Source organism: Streptomyces bikiniensis (assembly GCF_000716625.1).
GTDB lineage: Bacteria > Actinomycetota > Actinomycetes > Streptomycetales > Streptomycetaceae > Streptomyces > Streptomyces bikiniensis.
In genome coordinates, this window is sequence record NZ_JNXJ01000009.1 from 77,901 (window position 1) to 100,267 (window position 22,367).

Consider the following 22,367-nt stretch of genomic DNA (forward strand, 5'->3'; position numbering starts at 1 on the left):
GGGCGCCCACGCGGGGGCAGACGCCGGGGCGCGACCGTCCCTAGCCTCCCGGGCCATGCGATCCCACCTCACGAGACGCCTGGGTCTCACCGCCGTCCTCGCCCTCCTCCTCGTCGCGTTCGGCCTGGCCCCGGCCGCGAACGCGGCCGCGTCGGCCCCGCCCGCCGCGCTGACGTTCAGCACCGACGCCGCCACGACCACCCCCGGCGGCACGGTGAACCTGTCCGTGACGCTGACGAACAACAACTCCTACGACATCTGGTTCGTCTACCAGACGATCGACCCCACCTGGCTCACCACCCAGCGCCCGGACCTGAAGTACTCCTTCACCGGCTGCTCGCTCGCCGGTCCGGGCGGCAGCACCCCCTGCGCCGGCACCGGCCCGGCCAACCTCGGCACCAACTACGGGGCCACCGTCCCGCCCGGCCAGAGCAGGACCGTGACCCTGACGCTCCAGGTCGCCGCCGACTCCGGCTGCAACGGCAACATCGGCTTCTACTCGTACTTCTACGCCGAGTTCAGCGACAGCTCCAGCACCAGCGGCGGTCCGGTCTACACGCCCGAGACCCGCGTCCTCTGCGCCTGACGGTCCGCCGGCCGGTCCGGGGCGCGTCCGGAAACAGACCACACCCCGACCGGCCCACCGGTCCACACCAATGGCGGCCGCCCCGGCGGCCACCCGGTCCACCGCAGCCCCTCCTCCCCCTCCCACCTGGACATCGAGCCCCGGGCGGGAGGGGCGGCCGGGTTCCGGGGCGGACTCCGGTCCGATCGTCACACCGGAACCACCACTCCGGACGCCCGCGTTTTTCCGTCACGTTTCGCGACGGAACCACAAAAGCTCCACAGATACCTCACCATTTGACGCGACGGATGCGTGGACGACCGGCCTTCGAGGGGGATGCCGGCGTCCACGAGGGGGTGCGTCCGCTCCTCGGAGCCGTACCCACCCCTGCTCCGGGAGGGGACACCACCGCATGAAGCGGCTCACAGGCACCACCCTGCTCACCACGGGCGCGCTCGTCGCCGCCCTCGCCCTGCCGGGCGCCCCGGCGCAGGCCGCCGAACCGGAACCGCGCATCGACCTGCGGGTCCTCGTCGTGACCGACGGCGGCCCGGCCACCGAGGCCATCGCCGCCGAACTGGACGCGGCGGGAACGCCGTACACGAAGGTCGACCTCAACCGCGCCGACCGGCCCGTCATCGACGCCGGCTACCTCGCGGACACCGTGGGCAACCGGAACCGGGCCAAGTTCCAGGCCGTCGTCCTGCCCAACGACAACCCGTTCCCGGCCGGCTCCGCCGAGATGACCGCGCTCGCGGACTACGAGCGGGCCTACGACATCCCGCAGGTCGACGCGTACACCTACGCCCGGCCCGAGGTCGGACTCCAGTACGCCGTCCTCGGTGGGTACGCGGGAAGCCTCGACGGGGTGCAGGCCCAGACCACCGCGGCCGGGCTCTCGGGCCCGTTCGGCTACCTCGAAGGGGCCGTGCCGTTCGAGGACAACTCGCCGACCGTCGGCGAGAGCTACGCCTACCTGTCGACACCGGTGGCGGGCGCCGACTTCACCTCCTACGTCGACGCCGCGATACCCGGGACGACCGAGCGCGGGTCCCTGGTCGGCGAGTACCGGCACGACGGGCGCCGCGAGCTGGTCGTCACCTTCGTCTACAACCGGTACCAGCAGCAGTTCCGCCTCCTGGCCCGCGGCATCGTGGACTGGATGACCGGCGGGACGCACCTGGGCTCCTCCCGGAACTACTTCGCCGTCCACGTCGACGACGTGTTCGCGGCGGACGACCGCTGGAACTCCACGCTCAACTGCACGCCCGGCGACGTGGACTGCACCGACCCGAACGCGGTGCCGGACCCGATCCGGATGACGGCGGCCGACGTGGACCACGCCGCCGCCTGGCAGACCGCGCGCGGCTTCACCCTGGACATGGCCTACAACGCCGCCGGCACCGTCGACTTCCGTGCGGACAACAACGGCGCGGACCCGCTGGCCGACCGGTTCGTCGCGAAGCGGAACGACTTCCGCTGGATCAACCACACCTACACGCACGCCTTCCTCGGCTGCGAGCAGAACACGAGCGTGGTGCCGTGGCAGTGCGCCACCCACCCGAACGGCTCCGTCAAGTGGGTCTCCCGGCAGGACGTCTCCGACGAAATCGCGCTCAACCGCGTGTGGGGCCAGACCGCCGGACTGCCGCTGGAGAACGACGAGCTGGTCACCGGCGAACACTCCGGACTCCGCGTCCTCCCCCAGCAGAACACCGACAACCCCCACCTGGGACCGGCCCTCGGCGACAACGGCATCGGCTGGCTGGCATCGGACAACTCCCGCGAGCCCGGCCAGCGCCAGGTCGGCACGGCCACGACCGTCCCCCGCCACCCGATGAACGTCTTCTACAACGCGGGCCGGGCGGCCGAGCAGGTCGACGAGTACAACTGGATCTACACCAGCCGCGCGCAGGGCGGCAGCGGGATCTGCGAGGACAACCCGGCCACCACCACCTGCCTGGCCGCCCCGCTCGACCCGGCCACCGGCTACGCGGACCACATCGTGCCCCTGGAGCGGCAGATCGCCCTGGGCCACGTCCTGGCCAACGACCCCAAGCCGCACTTCATCCACCAGTCGAACCTGGCCGAGGACCGCATCGCCTACCCGGTCCTGGACGGCGTCCTCGACGCCTACGACGCGCTGTTCGCCCCGAGCACCCCGGTGGTGAACCTGCGGATGAAGGACATCGGACGGGAGCTCCAGCGCCGCTCCGCCTGGCGCACGGCCGTCCAGAACGGCCAGGTCACGGCGTACCGCATCGGTGACACGGTGACCGTCGAGGCCCCGAGCGGCACCGCGGTCCCGGTGACCGTGCCCGAGGGCACCCTGCGGTCCGGCTCCGCCTTCGGCGAGGCGTACGCGGGCGGGCGCTCCGGCTGGACGTCCCTCGCGGGCGCGTCGCTGGACCTGGAGCTGCCCCACGCCGAGGCCCTGCGGGCGGACCGTCCCGCCCCGGCCCGGGTCGTGGCCCCCGCCCCGGCCGCCCGGGTCCCCGCGGGCGTGGCCGAGCCGGTCGCCCCCGGCGCGAACGGCTGACCGCCGTACCACCGGCGCCGCCCCCGTACGGGCGGCGAGGTCCCGGCCGCCCACCGGCGGCCGGGGCCGGCACGACCACTCCCACCACGGCCGTGGAGCTCACACCCATGCACGTTCACCGCGGTGCGCGGCGCTCCGGCGCCCCGCGCGTCACCCTTCTGACCGAAGGCACCTACCCCCACAGCCACGGGGGCGTCAGCGTCTGGTGCGACCAGCTCGTCACCGGCATGCCGGACGTCGACTTCGACGTCCTCGCCGTCACCGGCTCCGGCCGCGAGCCGCTCGCCTGGAACCTGCCGCCCCACGTCTCCCGCGTCCTGTCCGTCCCCATGTGGGGCCCGGCGCCGGACGGCCGGCCGCCCCGGGGCAGGGCGGCCCGGCAACTCGCCGACGCCTACGAGAAGTTCACGGCGGCCCTGCTCGACCCGGGCGCCGAGGCCGGTTTCGGACCCGCCCTGTACGCCCTCGCGCACGCCGCCGGGGACGGACGGCTCAGTCCCTTCCTGCGGAGCGACGCGGCGATCTCGGTGCTCACCTCCGTGTGGCGGCGGCCGGGGCTCGCCGTGCGGGAGGCCCGGCCGACCCTGCACGACGCGATCACCGCCACGGCCCTGCTGGAGCACGCGCTGCGACCGCTGTCGGCGCCGCCGCCCGCGGAGGGCGTCGCGCACGCCGTCAGCGGCGGGGTGGCCGTCCTGCCGGGCCTCGCGGCCCTGGAGCGGAACGGGGTGCCGCTGCTGCTCACCGAGCACGGCGTCTACCTGCGCGAGCGCTACCTCGGTTACCGCACCGCCCCCTACCGCTGGCCGGTGAAGGCCGTGGTCCTGGGCTTCTTCCGGCTGCTCGCGGAGGAGAGCTACCGCAAGGCGGCCCTGATCACCCCGGGCAACCGCTACAACCGCCTGTGGGAGGAGGAGGGCGGCGCCGACCCCGAGTCGATCCGCACCGTCTACAACGGCGTCGACCCCGCCGCCTTCCCGCCCGCCGGGCCCGAGCCGGACGCCCCCACCCTCAGCTGGGCCGGGCGCGTCGACCCGATCAAGGACCTGGAGACGCTGATACGTTCCCTCGCCCTGGTCCGGGAGCGGATGCCCGCCGTCCGGCTGCGGCTCTTCGGCGGCACGCCCCGGGGCGGCGAGGCCTACCGGGAGCGCTGCGAGGCGCTGGCGGCCGAGCTCGGCCACGCGGACGCCGTGACCTTCGAGGGACGCGTCGACGACATCAAGGACGCCTACGCGGCCGGCAACGTCGTGATGCTGTCCAGCATCAGCGAGGGCTTCCCGTTCACCCTGATCGAGGCGATGTCGTGCGGGCGCGCGACCGTCTCCACCGATGTCGGCGGGGTCCGGGAGGCCGTCGGCGACACCGGGCTCGTGGTGCCGCCGCGCGACCCGGCCGCGATGGCGGAGGCCGCTCTGACCCTCCTCTGCGACCCCGTCCGGCGCCGGGCGATGGGCGAGGCGGCCCGGCTGCGGGTGATCGAGCGGTTCACCCTCCGGCAGACCGTCGACACCTTCCGCGCGATCTACCACGAACTGGCCGCCGGGGAGCGGCGGCCGGAGCCGGCCCGGATCGTCCTGCCCGTCCCGGCGGTCAGCGGCACGGGGAGCCTCGCCGGATGAGCGGGCCGATATCCCTCGAACCCGGCGGGGCCGAGCAGGACACGCTCGCCATCCGGCTCGCCGTGCCGCGCCCCCGCCGCTTCCTGGACGACGCCACGCTCGCGATCCGGCTCCCCTCGAAGGGCCCCGACGAGGAGGCGGTCAGCGCGCTCGCCGCCGAACTCGCCGACCGCGTCGGCCCGGCCGTCCACCCCTACGAGGTGGCCGCGCTCCTGGAGGCGGACGGCCTCTCGGCCTCCGTGATCAAGGAGCGGTACGGCCACCCCACCCTGTTCTCGCTCGCGGCGGCGCTGTACGAGCGGGTGCCCCGGGCGTTCCCCGAGCCGGCCGCGCCCCCGGACCCGTGGCGGCCGGACACCGTGCGGTGCCTGCTGCGCGGCGTGCTGTTCGCGCTTCCGGCCCTGGCGTACCTGCTCACCGGCCCGCTGTGGCGGATCGACGAGCACGCTCCCGTCCTGGTCACGGCGGGCGTCGTCTCCTGGGCGTGGGGGCAGGCGCTCGGGCACCGGGCGCACCTGCGGCTCACCACGGGCCGGCGGGAGGCGTCGCGCACGCTGCTCGCCGGGTCCCTGCTCGGGGCGTGCACGGCCACGGGCCTCGCCGCGATCCCCGCCGGGGGCGGCGCGGTCACCGTGGCGGCGGCGGCCCAGTCGCTGTACCTGGCGGCGGCGGGCGTCCTGCTCGTGCTCGGCCGGGAGCGGCTGCTGCTCGCCGCGCTCAGCCCGCTGATCGCCGGTGCGGCCGTCCTGCCCTGGTGGGAGCCCGGCACCCTGCTGCGGCTCACCTTCCCGCTGCTCGCGCTCTTCGCCACCCTCGCCGTCGCCCTGCGGGTCCTGGCCTCCGGCCTCGCCGTCCCGGCCGCCGAGGGACCGCGCCCCCGGCTGCGCGGCTCCGTGCCGTACGGCCTGTTCGGGCTCGCCGCGGCGGTGCTCGTGATGCTGGAGGGACGGCAGGACCCGTACGCGGTGATCGTCCTGACGCTGAGCATGGGCCCGGCGGAGTGGCTGCTCTACCGCTACCGGGGCTGGTCGGTCGCCGCGCTGCGCGCCAGCGCGACGCCCCGGGCGTTCCTGCTCCGCTCCTCCGGCGTCCTGGCCCTCTGCCTCCTCTGCTACCTGCTGCTCCTGCTGGTCCCGGCGCTGCTCCTGGACTCCGCGCCGGTCGCGCTGCTGTCCCTGGCGGCGGTGCTGTGGAGCGCCCTCCTGCTCCAGGCGTTCGGCGTGGCCTGGCCGCCGGCGGTGGTCTGCCTGGCGACGGCCGCGGGCGCCTCGGTCGTCACCCTGGCGGGCCCGCCCGGCGGGTCCGCCGTGCTGCCGCCGGTCTGCGGCGCGGCCGCGGTCTGTCTGGCGGCCTGTGTCGTCGCCCTCCTGGGCCGGCCGTCCCCGCACGTCTGACGGACCGCCCTCCGCTCGTCACGCATGACCACCACCCCGTCCGTATCCGTCGAAAGGACCGAAGAGTTGACCTCCGCACCGCTCGCCGCCGTCACCGGGGCCGAAGGGTTCATCGGCTCGCACCTCACGGAGGCGCTCGTCGCCTCCGGCCACCGGGTCAGGGCGATGGCCCAGTACAACTCGTTCTCCTCCTACGGCTGGCTGGAGACCCTCTCCCCCGACGTCCTCGACCAGGTCGAGATCGTGCTCGGCGACGTCCGCGACCCGGGCTCGGTGCGCGGCCTCCTGGAGGGCGCCGACTGCGCGTACCACCTGGCCGCGCTCATCGCGATCCCGTACTCCTACCAGGCGCCGCACAGTTACGTGGACACCAACGTGACCGGCACCCTCAACGTCCTCGAAGCCGTGCGCGCCCTGGGGACGCCCCGCCTGGTGCACACCTCGACCAGCGAGACGTACGGCACGGCGCGGACGGTCCCGATCACCGAGGACCACCCGATCAACACCCAGTCCCCGTACGCAGCTTCGAAGGCCGGCGGCGACCGGCTCGCGGACAGCTACCACGCCAGCTTCGGCACCCCCGTGGTGACGCTCCGCCCGTTCAACACCTTCGGCCCCCGGCAGTCGATGCGGGCCGTGATCCCCACCGTCATCGGCCAGGTGGCGGCCGGGGAGCGCACCCTCACCCTCGGGGACCTGCGCCCCACCCGGGACTTCACCTACGTGAAGGACACCGCGCGGGCGTTCCTCGCGGTGGGCACGGCCCCGGCGGAGGACGTCGTGGGCCGCACCCTCAACGCGGGCACGGGCGGGGAGATCTCCGTCGGGGACCTGGTCGCGCTGATCGGCAAGGTCATGGACACCCCGCTCGACGTCCGCGAGGACCCGGCGCGGCTGCGTCCGGCCGACTCCGAGGTGATGCGGCTGGTCGCGGACGCCTCCCGGCTGACCGCGGCGACCGGCTGGCAGCCGGACCACTCCCTGGAGGAGGGTCTCGCGCGGACCGCCGAGTGGTTCACCGACCCCGCGAACCTGGCCCGCTACAAGACCGGCATCTACAACATCTGACCCGTCCGGCACGTCCCGCAGGAGGTATGCCATGCACGCTGTGATCCTGGCCGGTGGAAAGGGCGTCCGGCTGCGGCCGTACACCACCGCGCTGCCCAAGCCGCTCGTCCCCATCGGCGACGAGCACGCGATCCTGGAGATCGTGCTGCGCCAGCTGTCCCGGGCCGGCTTCACCCACTGCACCCTCGCCATCGGGCACCTCGGGGAGATCATCCGCGCCTATGTGGGCGACGGTTCGCAGTGGGGCCTGAGCATCGACTACGCCACCGAGGAGAACCCGCTCGGCACGATGGGTCCGCTGCTCAACCTGCGCGACCGGCTGCCGGAGCACTTCCTGGTCATGAACGGCGACGTGCTCACCGACCTCGACTATGCCGACGTGCTGCGCCGGCACGAGGTGTCGGGCGCGCCGCTGACCATCGCCACGTACGCCCGCAAGGTGCACATCGACTTCGGGGTGCTGACCACCGACGACAGCCGGGTGGTCGCCTTCACCGAGAAGCCCAGCATCGACTACCGGGTCTCCATGGGGGTGTACGGCGTCTCCCGGAAGACCCTCGACGCCTACACCCCGGGGCTCCCCCTCGGCTTCGACGAGCTGGTGCTCGACCTGCTCGCCGCCGAGACCCCGCCGCACGCCTACGACTTCGACGGCTACTGGCTGGACATCGGCCGTCCCGACGACTACGACCGGGCCAACGCGGAGTTCACCAGCCGCAAGTCCCTCCTGCTCAAGGGAGCCTGAACAGCGATGCGCATCCTCGTCCTCGGCGCCGGCGGATACCTGGGCGGCCACGTCACCGAGCGGCTGCGCGCCCTCCCGGGCGCGCGGGTGCTCGTCGGCGGCCGCTCCCCGGGGGCCGACGTCGCCGTCGACCTCGCCGCCGACCGCCCGTACCTCCTGGCGGGGGCGCTCGCGAAGGCCGCGCCCGACGCCGTGGTCAACTGCGCGGGCGCGACCGGCGGCGACGCCGTCACGCTCGCGGAGGTGAACGCGCGGGGCCCCGCCGCCCTGTGCGCGGCCGTGCGCGAGGCCGCCCCCGGGGCCCGTCTGGTCCATCTGGGGTCGGCCGCCGAGTACGGGCCGGGGGCGCCCGGCCTGCGGGTGGCGGAGTCGGAGCCGTGTGCCCCGGCGGGTCCGTACGGCGCGACCAAGCTGGCGGGCACGGTGGCGGTGACGGCCTCGGGCCTGGACGCGGTGGTGCTGAGGGTGGGGAACCCGGTGGGGGCGGGGGCGCCCGCCACGGGCCTGCCGGGCCGGGTGGCCGCGCTCCTGGCCGGGGCGGCGGACCCCGGGGACCCGGAGGGTGAGCTGCGGCTCGGCGACCTCTCCGCGTACCGCGACTTCGTGGACGTACGGGACGTGGCGCGGGCGGTGGAGCTGGCGGTGACCGCGCCCGGTCCGCTGCCGCCCGTCCTGAACGTCGGCGGCGGCGAGGCGGTCCCCGTGCGGGAGCTGGTGCGGCGCCTCGCGGACGCGGCGGGCTTCCGCGGCCGGATCGTGGAGGCGGGCGGGGACGGGGACGGGGGCGGCGTCGGTTCGGAGCGGTCCGCGCGGGTGTCCTGGCAGTGCTCGGACATCACCGCGGCCGCCGCCGCCCTGGGCTGGTCCCCGGCCCACTCCCTCGACGCGTCGGTGGCGGCGCTGTGGGAGGCCCGGCCGCGCTCCTTCGTGCCCGACGGGGTGGCGGCGCCGTGAGCCTGCTGATCCCCCTGTACGTCCACCCGGCCGAGGACCCGGACGCCTGGCACCGGCTGATCACCGGGGCCGCGCACACGTACGCCGTCGTGCTCAACCCGGCGAGCGGCCCCGGCGACGCGCCGGACCCGGCGTTCGTGGCCGCGGCCCGCGCGCTGCGGTCGGCGGGGGCCCGGCTGCTCGGCTACGTGGACACGGACTACGGCATGCGCGGTGCGGACGTCATCACCGAGGAGGCGCTGCGGCACCGGGAGTGGTACGGGGTGGACGGCTGCTTCCTGGACCAGACGACGGCGGGCCGCGACGGCCTCCCGGCCTGCCGGCGCACGGTCCGCTCGCTGCGCAGGGAGGGCGTCTCCCCCGTGGTCATCAATCCGGGGGTGCACCCCGCGCCCGGCTACGTGCGGCTCGCGGACCTGACGGTCACCTTCGAGGGGCACTGGTCGACGTACGTCTCGACGTTCAGCCGCCCGTCCTGGACGGCGCGGCTGCCGTCCGAACGCCTCTGCCACCTGGTGTACGGGGTGCCCGCCCCGCTCGTCCCGCTGGCCGTGCGCACCGCGCGCGAACGGGGCGCGGGGGTCTGCGGCCCGGTGACGGGCGAACCGCCGAACCCGTGGGCGGGGCTGACGCCGGCCCTGGCGGAGGCGGACCGGTGAGGCGGCGGCCGGGCGCGGCCCTGACGGCCGCGCTCCTGGCCGTGGCGGTCCTCGCGGGCTGCTCGGGGGGTGCGGAGGGGCCGGCCGGGGGCGCGGGAGGGGACGGGCGTACGACCTCGGGCCCCGCCACGGCCGTCCGGCCGACGACCCCCGCACCCGCCCCCACGCCCGACGACCCGACCCCGTCCCGCCCGCCCGGATCCGCGACGGGACCCGCGCCGAGCCGCACCACGGCCCGTCCCACGACCGGCCACCCCTCCCCGGACCGCACGCCCACCCGCCGCCCCGCCGGAGCGCGCTGGCAGCCGCGCCCCGGCCTGGCCTGGCAGTGGCAGCTCGACGGCAGGGTGGACCCGTCCGTCGACGTGCCGGTGTACGACATCGACGGCTTCGAGAACAGCGCCGCCGACGTGGCCCGGCTGCACCGGGACGGGCGCAAGGTGATCTGCTACGTCAACGTGGGCGCCTGGGAGGACTACCGCCCCGACCGGGACGCCTTCCCCGAATCCGTCCTGGGCGGCCCCAACGGCTGGCACGGCGAACGCTGGCTGGACATCCGCCGCCTCGACGTGCTCCGCCCCCTGATGGAGCGCCGGTTCGACATGTGCCGCGACAAGGGCTTCGACGCGGTGGAACCGGACCTGGTGGAGGGGTACGGCAACGACACGGGCTTCCCCCTGACGGCGGACGACCAGCTCCGCTACAACCGCATGATCGCGGACATCGCCCACGCGCGGGGCCTCGCGGTGGGCCTGAAGAACGACCTCCACCAGATCCCGCTCCTGGTGGACCACTTCGACTTCGCGGTCAACGAGGAGTGCGCCCAGTTCGACGAGTGCGGCCTGCTCGAACCCTTCGTCGCGGCGGGCAAGGCGGTCTTCCACGTGGAGTACGAGGAGTCCCCGTCCGCTTTCTGCGCCGAGTCCCGCTCCCTCCGCCTGTCGTCGATGCTGAAGAGACCGGGACTGGACGTGTGGCGGAGGCCCTGCTGACCGGGACGGTCAAGGTGTGTCCGTCCGCGAGGACACCGCGCTCGCCGCTCGCCGCTCGCCCAGGAGGTCATGAGTGGGGCCGGTCGAGCCCCCGCCGATACGCGTGCCGGTCGGGGAGGGAGCCCACCGGTGGACGAGCCGCACCGTCGAACGGCGGGTCCTGCTCGTCGTCCACAACGCCACGTCGGCGGGCCGCCTGCTCGGGAGGAATCCGGGTGGCGGCCCGCCGCCGGCCGCGCCCGGATGTGTCACCCACGCGTGCCCGGGTCGCCCGCCGCCGGCCCCGGGAGTCCCCGGAAGAACCAGTCGCATGTCTCCCCCCGTGCGGGGCAGACGCCCCTCGCTCACCATCGGAGGGGCGGCCCGTCGGAGGAGACCGCAGGCCGAGGACAAGGACGAGGACGAGGAGGAAGGCCCGTGGAACCCGTGGACCGGACCGCACCGGCGGGTGAGACCCCGGAAGGTGCTCCCGAGGCCGTTTCCACCCTCACCCTGCGGGTCAACGGCACCGCCCGTACCCTCACCGTCGACAACCGCACCACCCTTCTGGACGCGCTGCGCGACCACCTCGACCTCACCGGTTCGAAGAAGGGCTGCGACCACGGGCAGTGCGGGGCCTGCACCGTCCTGCTCGACGGGCGGCGGGTGAACAGCTGCCTGCTGCTCGCCGTCGTCTGCGCGGGCGCGTCCGTCACCACCGTCGAGGGGCTCTCCGACGGCGACCGGCTCCACCCGGTCCAGGAGGCGTTCGTCGCGCGGGACGCCCTGCAGTGCGGCTACTGCACCCCCGGGCAGATCTGCTCGGCCGTCGCCCTGCTGCACGAGGCGGCCGACGGGCAGCCGTCGTACGTGACGCCGCCGGAACGGTCACCGGACGGCCCGGTGTCCCTCACTCCGGAGGAGATCCGCGAGCGCATGAGCGGGAACATCTGCCGCTGCGGCGCCTACCCGAACATCGTCGACGCGATCGAGGAGGCCGCGCGGTGAAGCCCTTCGCCTATGTCCGGCCGGAGCGCACCGAGGAGGCGATCGACCGGTTCGCCGCCCAGCCCGGCGCCCGGTTCCTCGCGGGCGGGACCAATCTCGTGGACCTGATGAAGCTGGGGGTCGCGGGGCCCCCGCTGCTCATCGACATCAACGGGCTGCCGCTCGACGCCGTCGAGGAGACCGCCGCGGGCGGCCTGCACATCGGCGCGACCGCGCGCAACAGCGACGTGGCCGCCCACCCGCTCGTGCGCGTCCGCTACCCCGCCCTCTCGCAGGCCCTCCTGGCCGGTGCCTCCCCGCAGCTGCGGAACGCGGCCACCACCGGGGGCAACCTGCTCCAGCGCACCCGCTGCCCGTACTTCCAGGACGCGTCGAAGCCGTGCAACAAGCGCGCGCCCGGCTCGGGCTGCCCCGCCCGGGAGGGCGTCCACCGCGACCTCGCGGTGCTCGGCCACTCCGCCCACTGCGTCGCCACCCACCCGTCGGACATGGCGGTCGCCCTCGCCGCCCTGGACGCGGAGGTCCGGCTGCGCGGGCCGGCCGGCGAGCGGACGGTGCCGGTCGCGGAGTTCCACCGGCTGCCCGGCGACCGCCCGGACCGGGACACCGTCATCGAGGACGGCGAGCTGATCACCGGGGTGACGCTGCCCGCTCCCCCGTCCGGCGCGCGCGGCGCCTACCGCAAGGCCCGGGACCGCGCCTCGTACGCCTTCGCGCTGGCCTCCGTCGCCGCCGTCCTGACCGTCGAGGACGGGCGGATCGGGCATGCGGCCCTCGCCTTCGGCGGTCTCGCGCACAAGCCCTGGCGGGCCCACGCGGCGGAGGAGGTGCTGCGCGGCGCCCCGGCGACCGCCGAGACGTACCGGCGGGCCGCCGACGCGGAACTCGCCGCCGCCGAGCCGCTGCGCGACAACGGCTTCAAGGTCCCCCTCGCCCGCAACCTCGCCGTGAGCGTGCTGCACGACCTCGCGTCCCGCACCGACACCACCGGATGATCACCACAGGAGGCACCGCGCCATGACCAGCCAGCTCGTGCGTCCGACGACGGGGGCCGTCCGCCGCGACGCCCGGCAGAAGGTGACGGGCGAGGCCCGCTACGCCGTCGACCGGACGCCGCCCGGCTGCCTCCACGCCTGCCCCGTGCCCGCCACCGTCGCCCGCGGCCGGGTCACCGCCGTGCACGCCGAAGCCGTTCTGCAGCGCCCCGGCGTGCGCGCCGTGCTCACCCACGAGAACGCGCCCCGGCTCGGCGAGGCGGACGACCCGACGCTCCTGCTGCTCCAGGACGACCGGGTCCCGCACCGCGGCTGGTACGTGGCCGTGGTCGTCGCCGACACGCCGGAGATCGCGCGCGAGGCCGCCGAGGTCCTCGACGTCGACTACGCCGTGGAGGACCACGACGTCCTGCTGCGCGCCGACCACCCGGACCTCTACACGCCGGAGGAGGCCAACGGCGGCCATCCGGCGGTGCGCGAGCGCGGCGACTTCGCCCCGGCCTTCGCCGCCTCCCCGGTGCGGGTGGACGCCACGTACTCCATGAGCGCCCTGCACAACCATCCGATGGAGCCCCACGCGTCCACGGCCCGCTGGGAGGACGGCGGACTGACCGTGTACGACTCCAGTCAGGGGGCGTCGACGGTACGGGACGTCCTGGCGGGCCTGTTCGAGCTGCCCCCGGAGCGGGTCACGGTCGTCTCGGCCTTCGTCGGTGGCGGCTTCGGCTCGAAGGGCACGCCCCGGCCCCCGTGCGTCCTCGCCTCGATGGCCTCCCGGCACACCGGCCGTCCGGTGCGGCTCGTCCTGCCCCGCCGCGAGCTCGCGGCGGTGGTGGGCCACCGCGCGCCCACCGTCCAGCGCGTGCGGATCGGCGCGTCCGAGGAGGGCGTGATCAGCGCGCTCTCCCACGAGGTCGTCACCCAGACGTCGACGGTGAAGGAGTTCGTGGAGCAGGCCGCCGTCCCGGCCCGCGCCATGTACACCTCCCCGCACAGTTTCACCGGTCACCGGGTGGTGGCCCTCGACGTGCCGTCGCCGTCGTGGATGCGCGCTCCGGGCGAGGCGTCCGGCATGTACGCCCTGGAGTCGGCCATGGACGAGCTGGCCGGGGCGGTGGGCGTCGACCCGGTGGAGCTGCGGCTGCGCAACGAGCCCGACGCGGAGCCGGACAGCGGCAAGCCGTTCAGCAGCCGGGGCCTCGCCGACTGTCTGCGCGAGGGTGCGCGGCGCTTCGGCTGGGAGGGCCGCGACCCCCGGCCGGGGGTCCGCCGCGACGGGGACCTGCTGTGGGGCACGGGGGTGGCCTCGGCCACCTATCCCGTCCTCCTGAGCCCGTGCAAGGCGTCGGCGCACGCCGGGCCGGACGGGCTGTACACCGTACGGGTCGACGCCACCGACATCGGCACGGGTGCGCGGACGGTCCTGGCCCAGATCGCCGCCGAGGCCCTCGGCGTCCCGCTCGATTCCGTACGGGTCGAGCTGGGCAGCAGCGTCCTGCCGGACGCCCCCGTGGCGGGCGGCTCCTCCGGCACGGGCTCCTGGGGCTGGGCCGCGCACAAGGCCTGCACCGCCCTGCGCGAGGAGCTGGCCGGCCGCTCCGGCCCGCTGCCGTCCGAGGGCGTGACCGTCGAGGCCGACACCGAGGAGGAGACGGGGCAGGAATCCCCGTACGCCCGCCACGCCTTCGGCGCCCACTTCGCGGAGGTCCGCGTCGACACCGTCACCGGCGAGGTCCGGGTGAGCCGGCTGCTCGGCGTCTACGCGGCGGGGCGGATCCTCAACCCCCGTACGGCCCGCTCCCAGTTCATCGGCGGGATGACGATGGGCCTGGGCATGGCGCTGACCGAGCACAGCACCATGGATCCCGCCTTCGGCGACTACACGGAGCGCGACCTGGCCTCCTACCACGTGCCGGCCTGCGCCGACGTGCCGGCGATCGAGGCGCACTGGGTGGAGGAGCACGACCCCCACCTCAATCCGATGGGCAGCAAGGGCATCGGAGAGATCGGCATCGTCGGCACGGCGGCGGCGATCGCCAACGCCGTCCACCACGCGACCGGCGTGCGCCTGCGCGACCTGCCCCTGACCCCGGACCGGCTGCTGCCCCACCTGCGCTGAGCCGGACCGCGCGCGGTGGTGCCGAAACGCCCGAGGGGCCGCTTCGGATCTCTCCGAAGCGGCCCCTCGGGCCACGACTCTCACGAGTCGGGACGACAGGATTTGAACCTGCGACCCCTTGACCCCCAGTCAAGTGCGCTACCAAGCTGCGCCACGTCCCGGTGCCCGTCTGACCTGGGGTTTCCCCCGGCCGAACGCGCATGAGAACAATACCGCACTTTCCCCGGTGGTCACGAACGCCTTTGCCGGGCCCCGACCTGGCGCGCACCGAGAGCCTTTCGATCACCCTCCGTGACACCCTTTGTGACACCGCCGCCGTCCGCCTCGGGGTGCCGCCCCCGGAGCGACAGGAGGGGCGGGAGGAGCGGGAGAAGCAGGAGGGGCGAGAGGGGCGGAATGCCGCTCTTCTGCGGCAGAGGTGGCTCATATGGTGACGCCGGAGGTCTCGCGTCCATATGCCCGGAACTTCGTTGCCTCTGGCATGTGGCAGAAACATGCTCACGGACGAGGGAGGGCGGATCGGGCCGAGCAGGCCAAGTCCACCCGAAACATAGTCATCCCCGATCGTCAACCGCTCCTGTTTCAGACAAACTTCGCTCCGTTATTGATCCGTCACGGAAAGATCAACACCATGAGGAGGTCGGCCTGTTCGGGACGGGACCACTGCCGATGCACCACCTGACCGGACAACCGCCGGTCAGGCGTTTCGCGGGAGGAACTCGTCATGGACAACTACTTCACCAGCCGGCTGCATCGCGAGCTCAGGGAGACGGTCCGGGACTTCGCGGAGCGTGAGGTCCGGCCGCGGATAGCCGAGATGGAGGCCTCCCGGACCGTCCACCACGAGCTGTCCCGCATGATCGCCGAGCAGGGCTGGCTGGGCGCGACGATCAGCCCCGAGTACGGCGGCATGGGCGCGGGCCACCTGGCCAAGACCATCATCATCGAGGAGCTCTCCCGGGTCAGCGGCGCCATGGGCGCCATGGTCCAGGCCTCCCAGCTGGGCACCGCCAAGATCGTCCACTTCGGCAGCGACGAGCAGCGCAAGACCTGGCTCCCGGCGATCGCCGCCGGCGAGTGCCTGCCGACCATCGCGGTCACCGAGCCCGACGCCGGCGGCCACGTCCTCGGCATGAGCGCCAGCGCGGTCCGGGACGGCGACGACTACATCCTCAACGGCAGCAAGGTCTACGTCGGCAACAGCCACGTGGGCGATCTGCACGGCGTCGTGGTCAGGACCGGTCCCGGCTCGAAAGGCCTCAGTGCGTTTCTGGTCGAATCCGATCGACCGGGTTTCAGGACCGGTCCGCAGCAGACGGCCATGGGCCTCCACGGCTTCAGCTTCGGCGAGCTGATCTTCGAGAACTGCCGGGTGCCGGCCGCCAACCGGCTCGGTGACGAGGGCGACGGCCTCTCCGTCGCGTACTCCTCCAGCGTGCTGTACGGGCGGGCCAACCTCACCGCCGTCTCCCTCGGCATCCACCAGGCGATCCTGGAGGAGACCACCCGCTTCGCCTCCGAGCGCATCCGCTACGGGAAGCCGCTCCACAACCTCCCCACGGTGAAGCTGAAGCTGGGCCAGATGCAGTCCCGGCTGATGACCGCCCGCCTTGCCGCGTACCACGCTGTGCACCTGCTCGACCAGGGCCTCTCCTGCGACGCCGAGCTGATGAACGCCAAGCTCGTCAACGTCGAGTCGGCGATCGACTCCGGTCGCAACGCCATGGAGATCCACGCCGCCGCCGGCCTCTTCACGGACCGGGCCATCGAGCGGTACCTCCGGGACGCGCACCACATCTTCGCCCCCGCCGGGACCTCCGACATCCAGCTCCTGCGTCTCGCCGAGGTCGCCCTCGGCCAGGACAAGGGCAGCTGGTCGGAGCGGCTGTCCGAGCTGGTCCGCACGCCGGAGCCGGAGCCGCTGCCCGTCTGACCAGCCGATCCCCTGACCCGCTGACCAGCTGACCAGCCGATCCCCTGATCCCCTGATCCACTGATCCGTGATCGGTTCCGGAAGGTCCGGGGCCCGGTACGGCCGTCGCCGTACCGGGCCCCGGACCCCTGGCCGTCGTCGGGCGGCCGCGGTCAGAGCGTGCCGTCCTCGCGGCGGTGGATCTGCTCCACCAGCTCCGCGGCCATCGCCTTGATCGTCTCCAGGCCGGCCCGGCCCCACGGGCGCACGTCGGTGTCGACCACGCAGATGGTGCCGAGCGCGACCCCGGTGCGGTCGATCAGCGGCGCGCCCATGTAGGAGCGGATGCCGATCTCGTCCACGACCGGGTTGCCCGCGAAGCGCGGGTAGTCGCAGACGTCCTCCAGGACGAGCGCCTTGCGCCGCACCACCACGTGCGGGCAGTAGCCGTGGTCGCGGGCCATGAAGCGGCCGACGCCGCCCCCGCCCGCGGCCGCGGCGCCCAGGTCGCTGCCGGAGTGGGTGCCCTCGGGGGTGTGCAGGCCCGCGAAGAACTGCCGGTTCTCGTCGATGAAGTTGACCATCGAGAACGGGGCGCCGGTCATCTCGGCGAGCCGGTGCGCGAAGTCGTCGAACACCGGCTCCGGCCGCTCTCCGAGACCGAGTTCGCGCAGCCGCCGCACCCGGGCCGGCGCGTCCTTGTCGTTCGGGGTCAGCAGGAGGTGACCGGTCGGGTCGTAGGTCATGGCGTGGCTCCGTAGCTCGGCACGGTGTCCGGGATGGTGGTGAGCAGGTACTGGACGAGGGTCAGCAGGGTGCTGATGCCGGAGCTGGAGATCCGGGCGTCGCAGAGGACGACCGGGACCTCCGGATCGAGGTCGAGCGCGGCCCGCACCTCGTCCGGCTCGTAGCGGTGGGCGCCGTCGAACTCGTTGATCGCGACGACGAAGCGGATCCCGCGCCGCTCGAAGAAGTCGACGGCGGCGAAGCACTCCTGGAGCCTGCGGGTGTCGGCGAGGACGACCGCCCCGAGCGCTCCCTCGGAGAGCTCGTCCCACATGAACCAGAAGCGCTCCTGGCCGGGGGTGCCGAAGAGGTACAGCACGTGGTTGTTGTCGAGCGTGATGCGGCCGAAGTCCATGGCGACGGTGGTCGTGGTCTTGGACTCCACGCCCTCCAGACTGTCGGTGGCCGCGCTGACCGAGGTCAGCAGCTCCTCGGTGCTCAGCGGTTCGATCTCGCTGACGGCGCCCACGAGGGTCGTCTTGCCCACGCCGAAGCCGCCCGCCACCAGGATCTTGACCGCGGTGGGGAAGGAGTCGGCCGCGAAGCCCTCGTGGCGCTCAGAGACGTTGTCGTAGGCCATCGAGCACTGCCTCCAGCAAGGAACGGTCGGTTGGGTTGGCGTGGAACCGGGGCGCCCGGGCGGTGAGCGCCCCGCAGTCCACGAGGTCGGAGAGCAGGACCTTGGTGACGACGGCCGGGAGCCTCAAGTGCGCCGCCACCTCGGCCACCGAGGTGGGCCCGTCGCACAGCCCGAGGGCCAGGCTGTGCTCGGGCCCCATGTGCGCCTGGGGGGACGAACCGGTCGCCATCACCATCGACAGCAGGTCGAGGGCGGTGGTGGGCCTGGTCCGGCCGCCGCTGACGGTGTACGGGCGGATGAGCCGGCCGGCCGCGTCGTCGAGCCAGGGTCCTTCCTGAGGGGACGTCACGGTTACTGCCCGAAGCCGCCGAGGGCGCCGGCGGCCTGCCGGGCGGGAGTGACCAGGTACGGCCGGACGCTCTTCACGAGCATCGCCATCTCGTAGCCGAGGACGGCGGCGTCCGCCTCGCGCCCGGCGAGGACGGCCAGGCAGGTGCCGGAGCCGGCGGTGGAGACGAACAGGAGGGTGGAGTCCAGCTCCACGACCACCTGGCGGACCTCGCCGCCGTCGCCGAAGCGGGCACCCGCGCTCCGGCCGAGCGAGTACAGGCCGGAGGCGAGCGCCGCCATGTGGTCGGCGGCGTCGGGGTCGAGTCCGTGGACGGATTTGACGAGGCCGTCGGAGGAGAGCAGAACGGCGTTGCGGGTGTACGGGACCCGCTGGACCAGTCCGCTCAGCAGCCAGTCGAGGTCCGAGGAATGGCCGGTCGGCGCATTGCTCGCCATGGTGCATCTACTCCTTGTGGGCGTCGCCGGGACGCGGCGACTCATGGGGGGCGGGCTGGGATTCGGCGAGGCCGATACCGCGCTGGAACGCGGCCATCAGACCCGGGTCGTGCAGGGCGTGCTCCTCGGTCCTGCGGGCCGCGGGCTCCTCCCGCAGCTGCGGGACGAGGTGCTCCTGCGCGCGCCGCTTGGGGAGCAGGGGCCTGCCGTTGTCCTCGGCGGGGGGTGCCGGGGGCAGCGGCGCGACCAGGGAGGCCGGCGGGCCCGGGTGCCCGGTGTCGGCCGGACGGTCCGGGGCCGCGGGGGCGTGGCCGGTGTCCCCGTAGCCGCCGGTCGACACGGTCGTACGGGGGTACGCGTACGAGCCGGTGGCGGAGGCCTCCTCGTGGCGGGTGTCGGCCCGCTCCGGGGAGGGCGCGGACGCCGGTGCGTGCGGGACGGACGCTCCGTTCGCCGCTGCGGGCGCGGGGGCCTGCGGGTGGGACGGGGCGGCGGGGGACGGGACCTGGTGGGACGGGGCCCCGGCCGGTACGGGAGCCGGGTGCCGGCCCGGGTCCGGTGCGTGGGCCGGGGTGTGGCCCGGGGTCCGGTCCGGTGCGGGCTGCGGGGCCGTGACCGCGGGCTGGGCCGGGGGCTGGGGCTGCAGCTGCACCTGGCCGGGCGGGATGGCCGAGGATCCGGCGGTCGCGGCGGTCTGGCGCTCGTGCTGGGCGAGGCCCTCCGGGTCGGCGCCGAGGAGGCCCTGCGGGAGGACGAGCACGGCCTGGACTCCGCCGTAGATGTTGGACTGGAGGCGTACGGCGATGCCGTGCCGCCGGGCGAGGGCCGAGACGACGAAGAGTCCGATGCGACCGTCCTGGAGCAGGTGCGAGACGTTGACCTGGTCGGGGTCGGCGAGCAGGGCGTTCATCTTGTTCTGCTCGGCGGCGGGCATGCCGAGGCCGCGGTCCTCGACCTCGATCGCGAGGCCCGCCGTGACGTACTGGGCGCGCAGCAGCACCGTGGTGTGCGGCGCGGAGAACAGCGTCGCGTTCTCGACGAGTTCGGCGAGGAGGTGGATGACGTCGGCCACGGCATGGCCCCGCAGCGTACCGTCGATCGGGGGTACGAGCTTCACGCGCGGGTACTGCTCGACCTCGGCGATGGAGGAGCGGAGCACCTCGGTCATGGTGACCGGGTTCGACCACTGGCGGCGGGAGATGGCGCCGCCGAGCACGGCGAGGTTCTCGGCGTGGCGGCGGATGCGGGTGGCCAGGTGGTCGACGTGGAACAGGCCCTTGAGCAGCTCCGGGTCCTCGACCTCGTTCTCCAGTTCGTCCAGGAGCTGGATCTCGCGGTGGACCAGGGACTGGAGGCGCCGGGCGAGGTTGACGAAGACCTCGACCTTCTGCTCGTTCCCGACGCTGCTGGAGAGCCGGGACGCCTGCACGACGGCCGCCACGGCGGCCTCGTGAGAACGCGTCAGTTCCTGTGTGAGGAGGTCGAATTCGTCACCTGGGGCGGACGCGGCCGGCGGGGCGGGCCGGGGCGGGATCCCCTCTCCCCTGCGCAGTTGTTCGACGATCGCGCGCAGTTCGCTCTGGCCGCGGGCGCTGGTGCGGCGCAGGGCGTTGCAGCGGTCGAGGACCGCCTTGGCGGCACGGTCGGCGCCGAGCGCGGCGGCCGCGACGGAGGCGACGGTGAGGGCGGCGGCGCCGGTGAGGGCGGCCCAGAGGCCGGGGGTGGGGGTGGCTCCGGTGGAGCGGATGGTGAAGAGGACGGCCGCCGCGCCGCCGAGGGCCACCGCGACGGCGGGGAGGACCGAGGTGCGCAGGAGTTGGGGACGTATGCGGGCTTCCGCGGGGAGCGGCGCGGGGGGCTGCGCCGTGGGGTTGCTGCCGTTACCGGTGGCGGAGCGGGCGCCGGGCCGGCCGTGCCGCCCTCCCTCGCGTCGGTCGGAACGCGAGGAGGGTGCGCGAAGTTGAGACATGAGTGTCCTTGGTACGTGCCCAGGAGTCGGCGTACTGCGGGGAGGGTGCTGGGGGCGTGCTGGGTGTTCTACCGGGGCGGACTGGAGCGGGCGTCTACGGGTCGTCTACGGGGTCGTCTACGGGGGGCGGGATGAGCCTACCGATGATCATCAACCACACACTGTAGTCGTCAACCGTTCATGTGCGGTGCGCAGTTGGCAAACTTACCCGTAGAGCGACCCCGTCTGGTATCGCCCCTCGCACAACAGGCCGAGAACGGTCGGCCGAAAGTCGTCGTCGTGGCGCGGAGTGATCGACGGGGAGCGGGAGCGGAGGAGGGCGGAGGCGTCCTCGCGCCTCCGCCCTCCACGGAAATCGCTCCCGACCGGAATCCCCCGGCGGTGATGCGGACCCGTCCGGCTCCACAAGGGTGCACCGCCCTCCGGCACCGCCGGTACGCATCCGCGAACGACGCCCTCCGGCCTCCGGCCGGCGCTCGTGCCGGTGGCCGGATCCACGCGCTCGACGGCGTCGGCCACGGGGGCGCATCACGTGGAGTGAGGGCCTCGGAGGTGAGGGGGCCGTCGTACGGTGTCCTGCGGATGGGGCCGCGCACGTGGACGAAGCGCTGTCCGGGGCGTTCTCAGAGGCGCACGCCGGCGGGCGGCCGGGGGCGCGTCGCGTGCCCGGCGACGGCATGAAGGGAAGGGGTCCATGACTGCGGTGGGCGCGATGCTGGAGGAGCTCGGGGTCCTCGACCCGCTGACCGCCGAGGGGGCGGCGGCGCGGTTCTCGGCCCGGGGATGGGCGCCCGGGGGCAGGCCCCGTGACGGCGTGGAGACCTCGTGGGACAAGGACGGCGTCGGGGCCTGGATCCGGACGTCCGGCGGCGGGGTGGTCAGCGTCTCGTTCGCCGTCTGGATCCGGGACGTCGACGAGTCGGGCTACTTCGACGACGTGGAGGCCGTCCACGAGGAGGGGGAGCGGGTCCTCGCCGGCTTCCTCCCCGAGATCGAGGGCTCCTCCTTCGCCGGCCGGCTCGCCGAGGTCGGGCGAACGGCGAAGGACGGGGACGGGGACGAGGGCGAGGGCGGGGGCGAAGACGGGGACGAGGACGAGTTCGTCGCGCTGAAGAGGTGGGCTCTCGACGGCCGGACCCTGACCGCCGGCCTGGTCCAGCACGACACGGACCTCCCGGTCATGGTCGTGGTGGCTCTGAGTCCGCCCCGGCACGTGCCGGGTGCCGCGGATCGACGGCGGCGGCCACGGGCGGCCCTCCCCGCCCGTCGCCGGAGGCCGGGGTGAAGCCGATCGGCTTCTACCGGGAGATGGACGCGCACTACGACGCGGCCTGGGGCGGGCCCGTCCCCGCGCCCGAATCGGGCGGGGGGAGGTACCCGGTCGGGGAACTGGCCGACTACCTCGCCTCCGGCCACCCGCTCCTCGACGTCACCGAGCTCACGACCGACGTCATCGGCGGCGCGTTCCGCGTCCCGGGCGGTTCGTCCGTGCTCACCGACGGCGCGTTCGTCTGGCGTGCGGACCTGGCGAAGTACGTCGAGCGGTACCGGATCGCCCTTCCCGGGGACTTCCTGCGCGCCGCCCGCGAGAACGGGTTCCGCGTCCCCCCGGCCGACTACGGGGTCCTTCTCCCGCTCTCGGTCGAGGTGAGCGGCCTGCTGGGGTTCCGGCCCCGCTCCTGAGGGGCGGGCCCG

Annotated in this window: 20 protein-coding genes and 1 tRNA gene; 15 read left to right on the plus strand and 6 right to left on the minus strand. The window is 74.1% G+C overall.

Annotation, left to right across the window (positions count from 1 at the left end; genetic code table 11):
- Window positions 1-55 precede the first annotated feature (55 nt).
- The 12 genes from OO47_RS09270 to OO47_RS09325 all read left to right on the plus strand — a co-directional run bounded on the left by OO47_RS09270 (window position 56) and on the right by OO47_RS09325 (window position 14,639).
- Window positions 56-586 carry a hypothetical protein gene (locus OO47_RS09270; protein WP_030215435.1) on the plus strand — a complete coding sequence of 177 codons (531 nt, stop codon included), beginning with the start codon at window positions 56-58 and terminating at the stop codon, window positions 584-586.
- 391 nt (window positions 587-977) lie between these two features.
- Window positions 978-3,104 carry a hypothetical protein gene (locus OO47_RS09275; protein ID WP_030215443.1) on the plus strand — a complete coding sequence of 709 codons (2,127 nt, stop codon included), beginning with the start codon at window positions 978-980 and terminating at the stop codon, window positions 3,102-3,104.
- A 107-nt stretch (window positions 3,105-3,211) separates the two neighbouring features.
- Window positions 3,212-4,726, plus strand: a complete 1,515-nt coding sequence (pelF, locus tag OO47_RS09280) for a GT4 family glycosyltransferase PelF (protein ID WP_030215445.1) — start codon at window positions 3,212-3,214, stop codon at window positions 4,724-4,726.
- Window positions 4,723-6,120 (plus strand): hypothetical protein, encoded by a 1,398-nt coding sequence (locus tag OO47_RS09285; RefSeq protein ID WP_030215448.1) that lies wholly within the window; start codon window positions 4,723-4,725, stop codon window positions 6,118-6,120. Before pelF ends, OO47_RS09285 begins: the two co-directional genes overlap by 4 nt.
- A gap of 66 nt (window positions 6,121-6,186) precedes the next feature.
- Entirely contained in the window at window positions 6,187-7,188 is a 1,002-nt protein-coding gene (locus OO47_RS09290) for a GDP-mannose 4,6-dehydratase (protein WP_030215450.1), read from the plus strand.
- A 31-nt stretch (window positions 7,189-7,219) separates the two neighbouring features.
- Window positions 7,220-7,933: a nucleotidyltransferase family protein gene (locus tag OO47_RS09295; protein WP_030215453.1), complete on the plus strand. Its 714-nt coding sequence runs from the start codon at window positions 7,220-7,222 to the stop codon at window positions 7,931-7,933.
- Window positions 7,934-7,939: 6 nt separating this feature from the next.
- Entirely contained in the window at window positions 7,940-8,887 is a 948-nt protein-coding gene (locus OO47_RS09300) for an NAD-dependent epimerase/dehydratase family protein (RefSeq protein ID WP_030215456.1), read from the plus strand.
- Window positions 8,884-9,546 carry a spherulation-specific family 4 protein gene (locus OO47_RS09305; protein ID WP_030215459.1) on the plus strand — a complete coding sequence of 221 codons (663 nt, stop codon included), beginning with the start codon at window positions 8,884-8,886 and terminating at the stop codon, window positions 9,544-9,546. Before OO47_RS09300 ends, OO47_RS09305 begins: the two co-directional genes overlap by 4 nt.
- On the plus strand, window positions 9,543-10,538 hold the full coding sequence (locus tag OO47_RS09310; RefSeq protein ID WP_030215463.1) for an endo alpha-1,4 polygalactosaminidase: 996 nt from the start codon (window positions 9,543-9,545) through the stop codon (window positions 10,536-10,538). Before OO47_RS09305 ends, OO47_RS09310 begins: the two co-directional genes overlap by 4 nt.
- Before the next feature lie 426 nt (window positions 10,539-10,964).
- Window positions 10,965-11,525, plus strand: coding sequence for a 2Fe-2S iron-sulfur cluster-binding protein (locus OO47_RS09315; RefSeq protein WP_030215466.1), 561 nt, complete (start codon window positions 10,965-10,967; stop codon window positions 11,523-11,525).
- Window positions 11,522-12,520 (plus strand): FAD binding domain-containing protein, encoded by a 999-nt coding sequence (locus tag OO47_RS09320; RefSeq protein WP_030215469.1) that lies wholly within the window; start codon window positions 11,522-11,524, stop codon window positions 12,518-12,520. Before OO47_RS09315 ends, OO47_RS09320 begins: the two co-directional genes overlap by 4 nt.
- A gap of 22 nt (window positions 12,521-12,542) precedes the next feature.
- Window positions 12,543-14,639, plus strand: coding sequence for a xanthine dehydrogenase family protein molybdopterin-binding subunit (locus OO47_RS09325; protein ID WP_030215472.1), 2,097 nt, complete (start codon window positions 12,543-12,545; stop codon window positions 14,637-14,639).
- A gap of 87 nt (window positions 14,640-14,726) precedes the next feature.
- On the opposite strand, the gene OO47_RS09330 is transcribed toward OO47_RS09325, so the two are convergent.
- A tRNA-Pro gene (locus OO47_RS09330) sits at window positions 14,727-14,800 on the minus strand.
- A gap of 563 nt (window positions 14,801-15,363) precedes the next feature.
- Here OO47_RS09330 and OO47_RS09340 point away from each other — a divergent pair.
- Window positions 15,364-16,572, plus strand: coding sequence for an acyl-CoA dehydrogenase family protein (locus OO47_RS09340; protein ID WP_030215484.1), 1,209 nt, complete (start codon window positions 15,364-15,366; stop codon window positions 16,570-16,572).
- Between the two features lie 152 nt (window positions 16,573-16,724).
- Here OO47_RS09340 and OO47_RS09345 read toward each other — a convergent pair whose 3' ends face one another.
- The 5 genes from OO47_RS09345 to OO47_RS09365 are packed head-to-tail and all read right to left on the minus strand — an operon-like array spanning window position 16,725 to window position 20,672.
- Window positions 16,725-17,297 carry a GAF domain-containing protein gene (locus OO47_RS09345; protein ID WP_030215487.1) on the minus strand — a complete coding sequence of 191 codons (573 nt, stop codon included), beginning with the start codon at window positions 17,295-17,297 and terminating at the stop codon, window positions 16,725-16,727.
- On the minus strand, window positions 17,294-17,917 hold the full coding sequence (locus OO47_RS09350; RefSeq protein WP_030215490.1) for a GTP-binding protein: 624 nt from the start codon (window positions 17,915-17,917) through the stop codon (window positions 17,294-17,296). Before OO47_RS09350 ends, OO47_RS09345 begins: the two co-directional genes overlap by 4 nt.
- A complete protein-coding gene (locus tag OO47_RS09355) occupies window positions 17,895-18,266 on the minus strand; it encodes a DUF742 domain-containing protein (RefSeq protein WP_030215493.1) in 372 nt (123 codons plus the stop codon). Before OO47_RS09355 ends, OO47_RS09350 begins: the two co-directional genes overlap by 23 nt.
- Window positions 18,267-18,268: 2 nt before the next feature.
- Window positions 18,269-18,703 (minus strand): roadblock/LC7 domain-containing protein, encoded by a 435-nt coding sequence (locus tag OO47_RS09360; RefSeq protein ID WP_030215496.1) that lies wholly within the window; start codon window positions 18,701-18,703, stop codon window positions 18,269-18,271.
- Between the two features lie 7 nt (window positions 18,704-18,710).
- Window positions 18,711-20,672 carry an ATP-binding protein gene (locus OO47_RS09365; protein ID WP_030215500.1) on the minus strand — a complete coding sequence of 654 codons (1,962 nt, stop codon included), beginning with the start codon at window positions 20,670-20,672 and terminating at the stop codon, window positions 18,711-18,713.
- Between the two features lie 694 nt (window positions 20,673-21,366).
- Here OO47_RS09365 and OO47_RS09370 point away from each other — a divergent pair.
- Window positions 21,367-21,957: a hypothetical protein gene (locus OO47_RS09370; RefSeq protein ID WP_051716111.1), complete on the plus strand. Its 591-nt coding sequence runs from the start codon at window positions 21,367-21,369 to the stop codon at window positions 21,955-21,957.
- Window positions 21,954-22,355 carry a hypothetical protein gene (locus OO47_RS09375; protein ID WP_051716112.1) on the plus strand — a complete coding sequence of 134 codons (402 nt, stop codon included), beginning with the start codon at window positions 21,954-21,956 and terminating at the stop codon, window positions 22,353-22,355. The genes OO47_RS09370 and OO47_RS09375 overlap by 4 nt, the downstream gene beginning before the upstream one ends.
- Window positions 22,356-22,367: the final 12 nt, after the last annotated feature.

Bases quoted from the DNA above. Each gene is read 5' to 3' on its own strand.
- OO47_RS09285 (WP_030215448.1), top strand. From the start codon at position 4,723: ATGAGCGGGCCGATATCCCTCGAACCCGGCGGGGCCGAGCAGGACACG.
- OO47_RS09365 (WP_030215500.1), bottom strand. From the start codon at position 20,672: ATGTCTCAACTTCGCGCACCCTCCTCGCGTTCCGACCGACGCGAGGGA.
- OO47_RS09300 (WP_030215456.1), top strand. From the start codon at position 7,940: ATGCGCATCCTCGTCCTCGGCGCCGGCGGATACCTGGGCGGCCACGTC.
- pelF (WP_030215445.1), top strand. From the start codon at position 3,212: ATGCACGTTCACCGCGGTGCGCGGCGCTCCGGCGCCCCGCGCGTCACC.
- OO47_RS09345 (WP_030215487.1), bottom strand. From the start codon at position 17,297: ATGACCTACGACCCGACCGGTCACCTCCTGCTGACCCCGAACGACAAG.
- OO47_RS09370 (WP_051716111.1), top strand. From the start codon at position 21,367: ATGACTGCGGTGGGCGCGATGCTGGAGGAGCTCGGGGTCCTCGACCCG.
- OO47_RS09325 (WP_030215472.1), top strand. From the start codon at position 12,543: ATGACCAGCCAGCTCGTGCGTCCGACGACGGGGGCCGTCCGCCGCGAC.
- OO47_RS09295 (WP_030215453.1), top strand. From the start codon at position 7,220: ATGCACGCTGTGATCCTGGCCGGTGGAAAGGGCGTCCGGCTGCGGCCG.
- OO47_RS09350 (WP_030215490.1), bottom strand. From the start codon at position 17,917: ATGGCCTACGACAACGTCTCTGAGCGCCACGAGGGCTTCGCGGCCGAC.
- OO47_RS09275 (WP_030215443.1), top strand. From the start codon at position 978: ATGAAGCGGCTCACAGGCACCACCCTGCTCACCACGGGCGCGCTCGTC.
- OO47_RS09340 (WP_030215484.1), top strand. From the start codon at position 15,364: ATGGACAACTACTTCACCAGCCGGCTGCATCGCGAGCTCAGGGAGACG.
- OO47_RS09360 (WP_030215496.1), bottom strand. From the start codon at position 18,703: ATGGCGAGCAATGCGCCGACCGGCCATTCCTCGGACCTCGACTGGCTG.
- OO47_RS09270 (WP_030215435.1), top strand. From the start codon at position 56: ATGCGATCCCACCTCACGAGACGCCTGGGTCTCACCGCCGTCCTCGCC.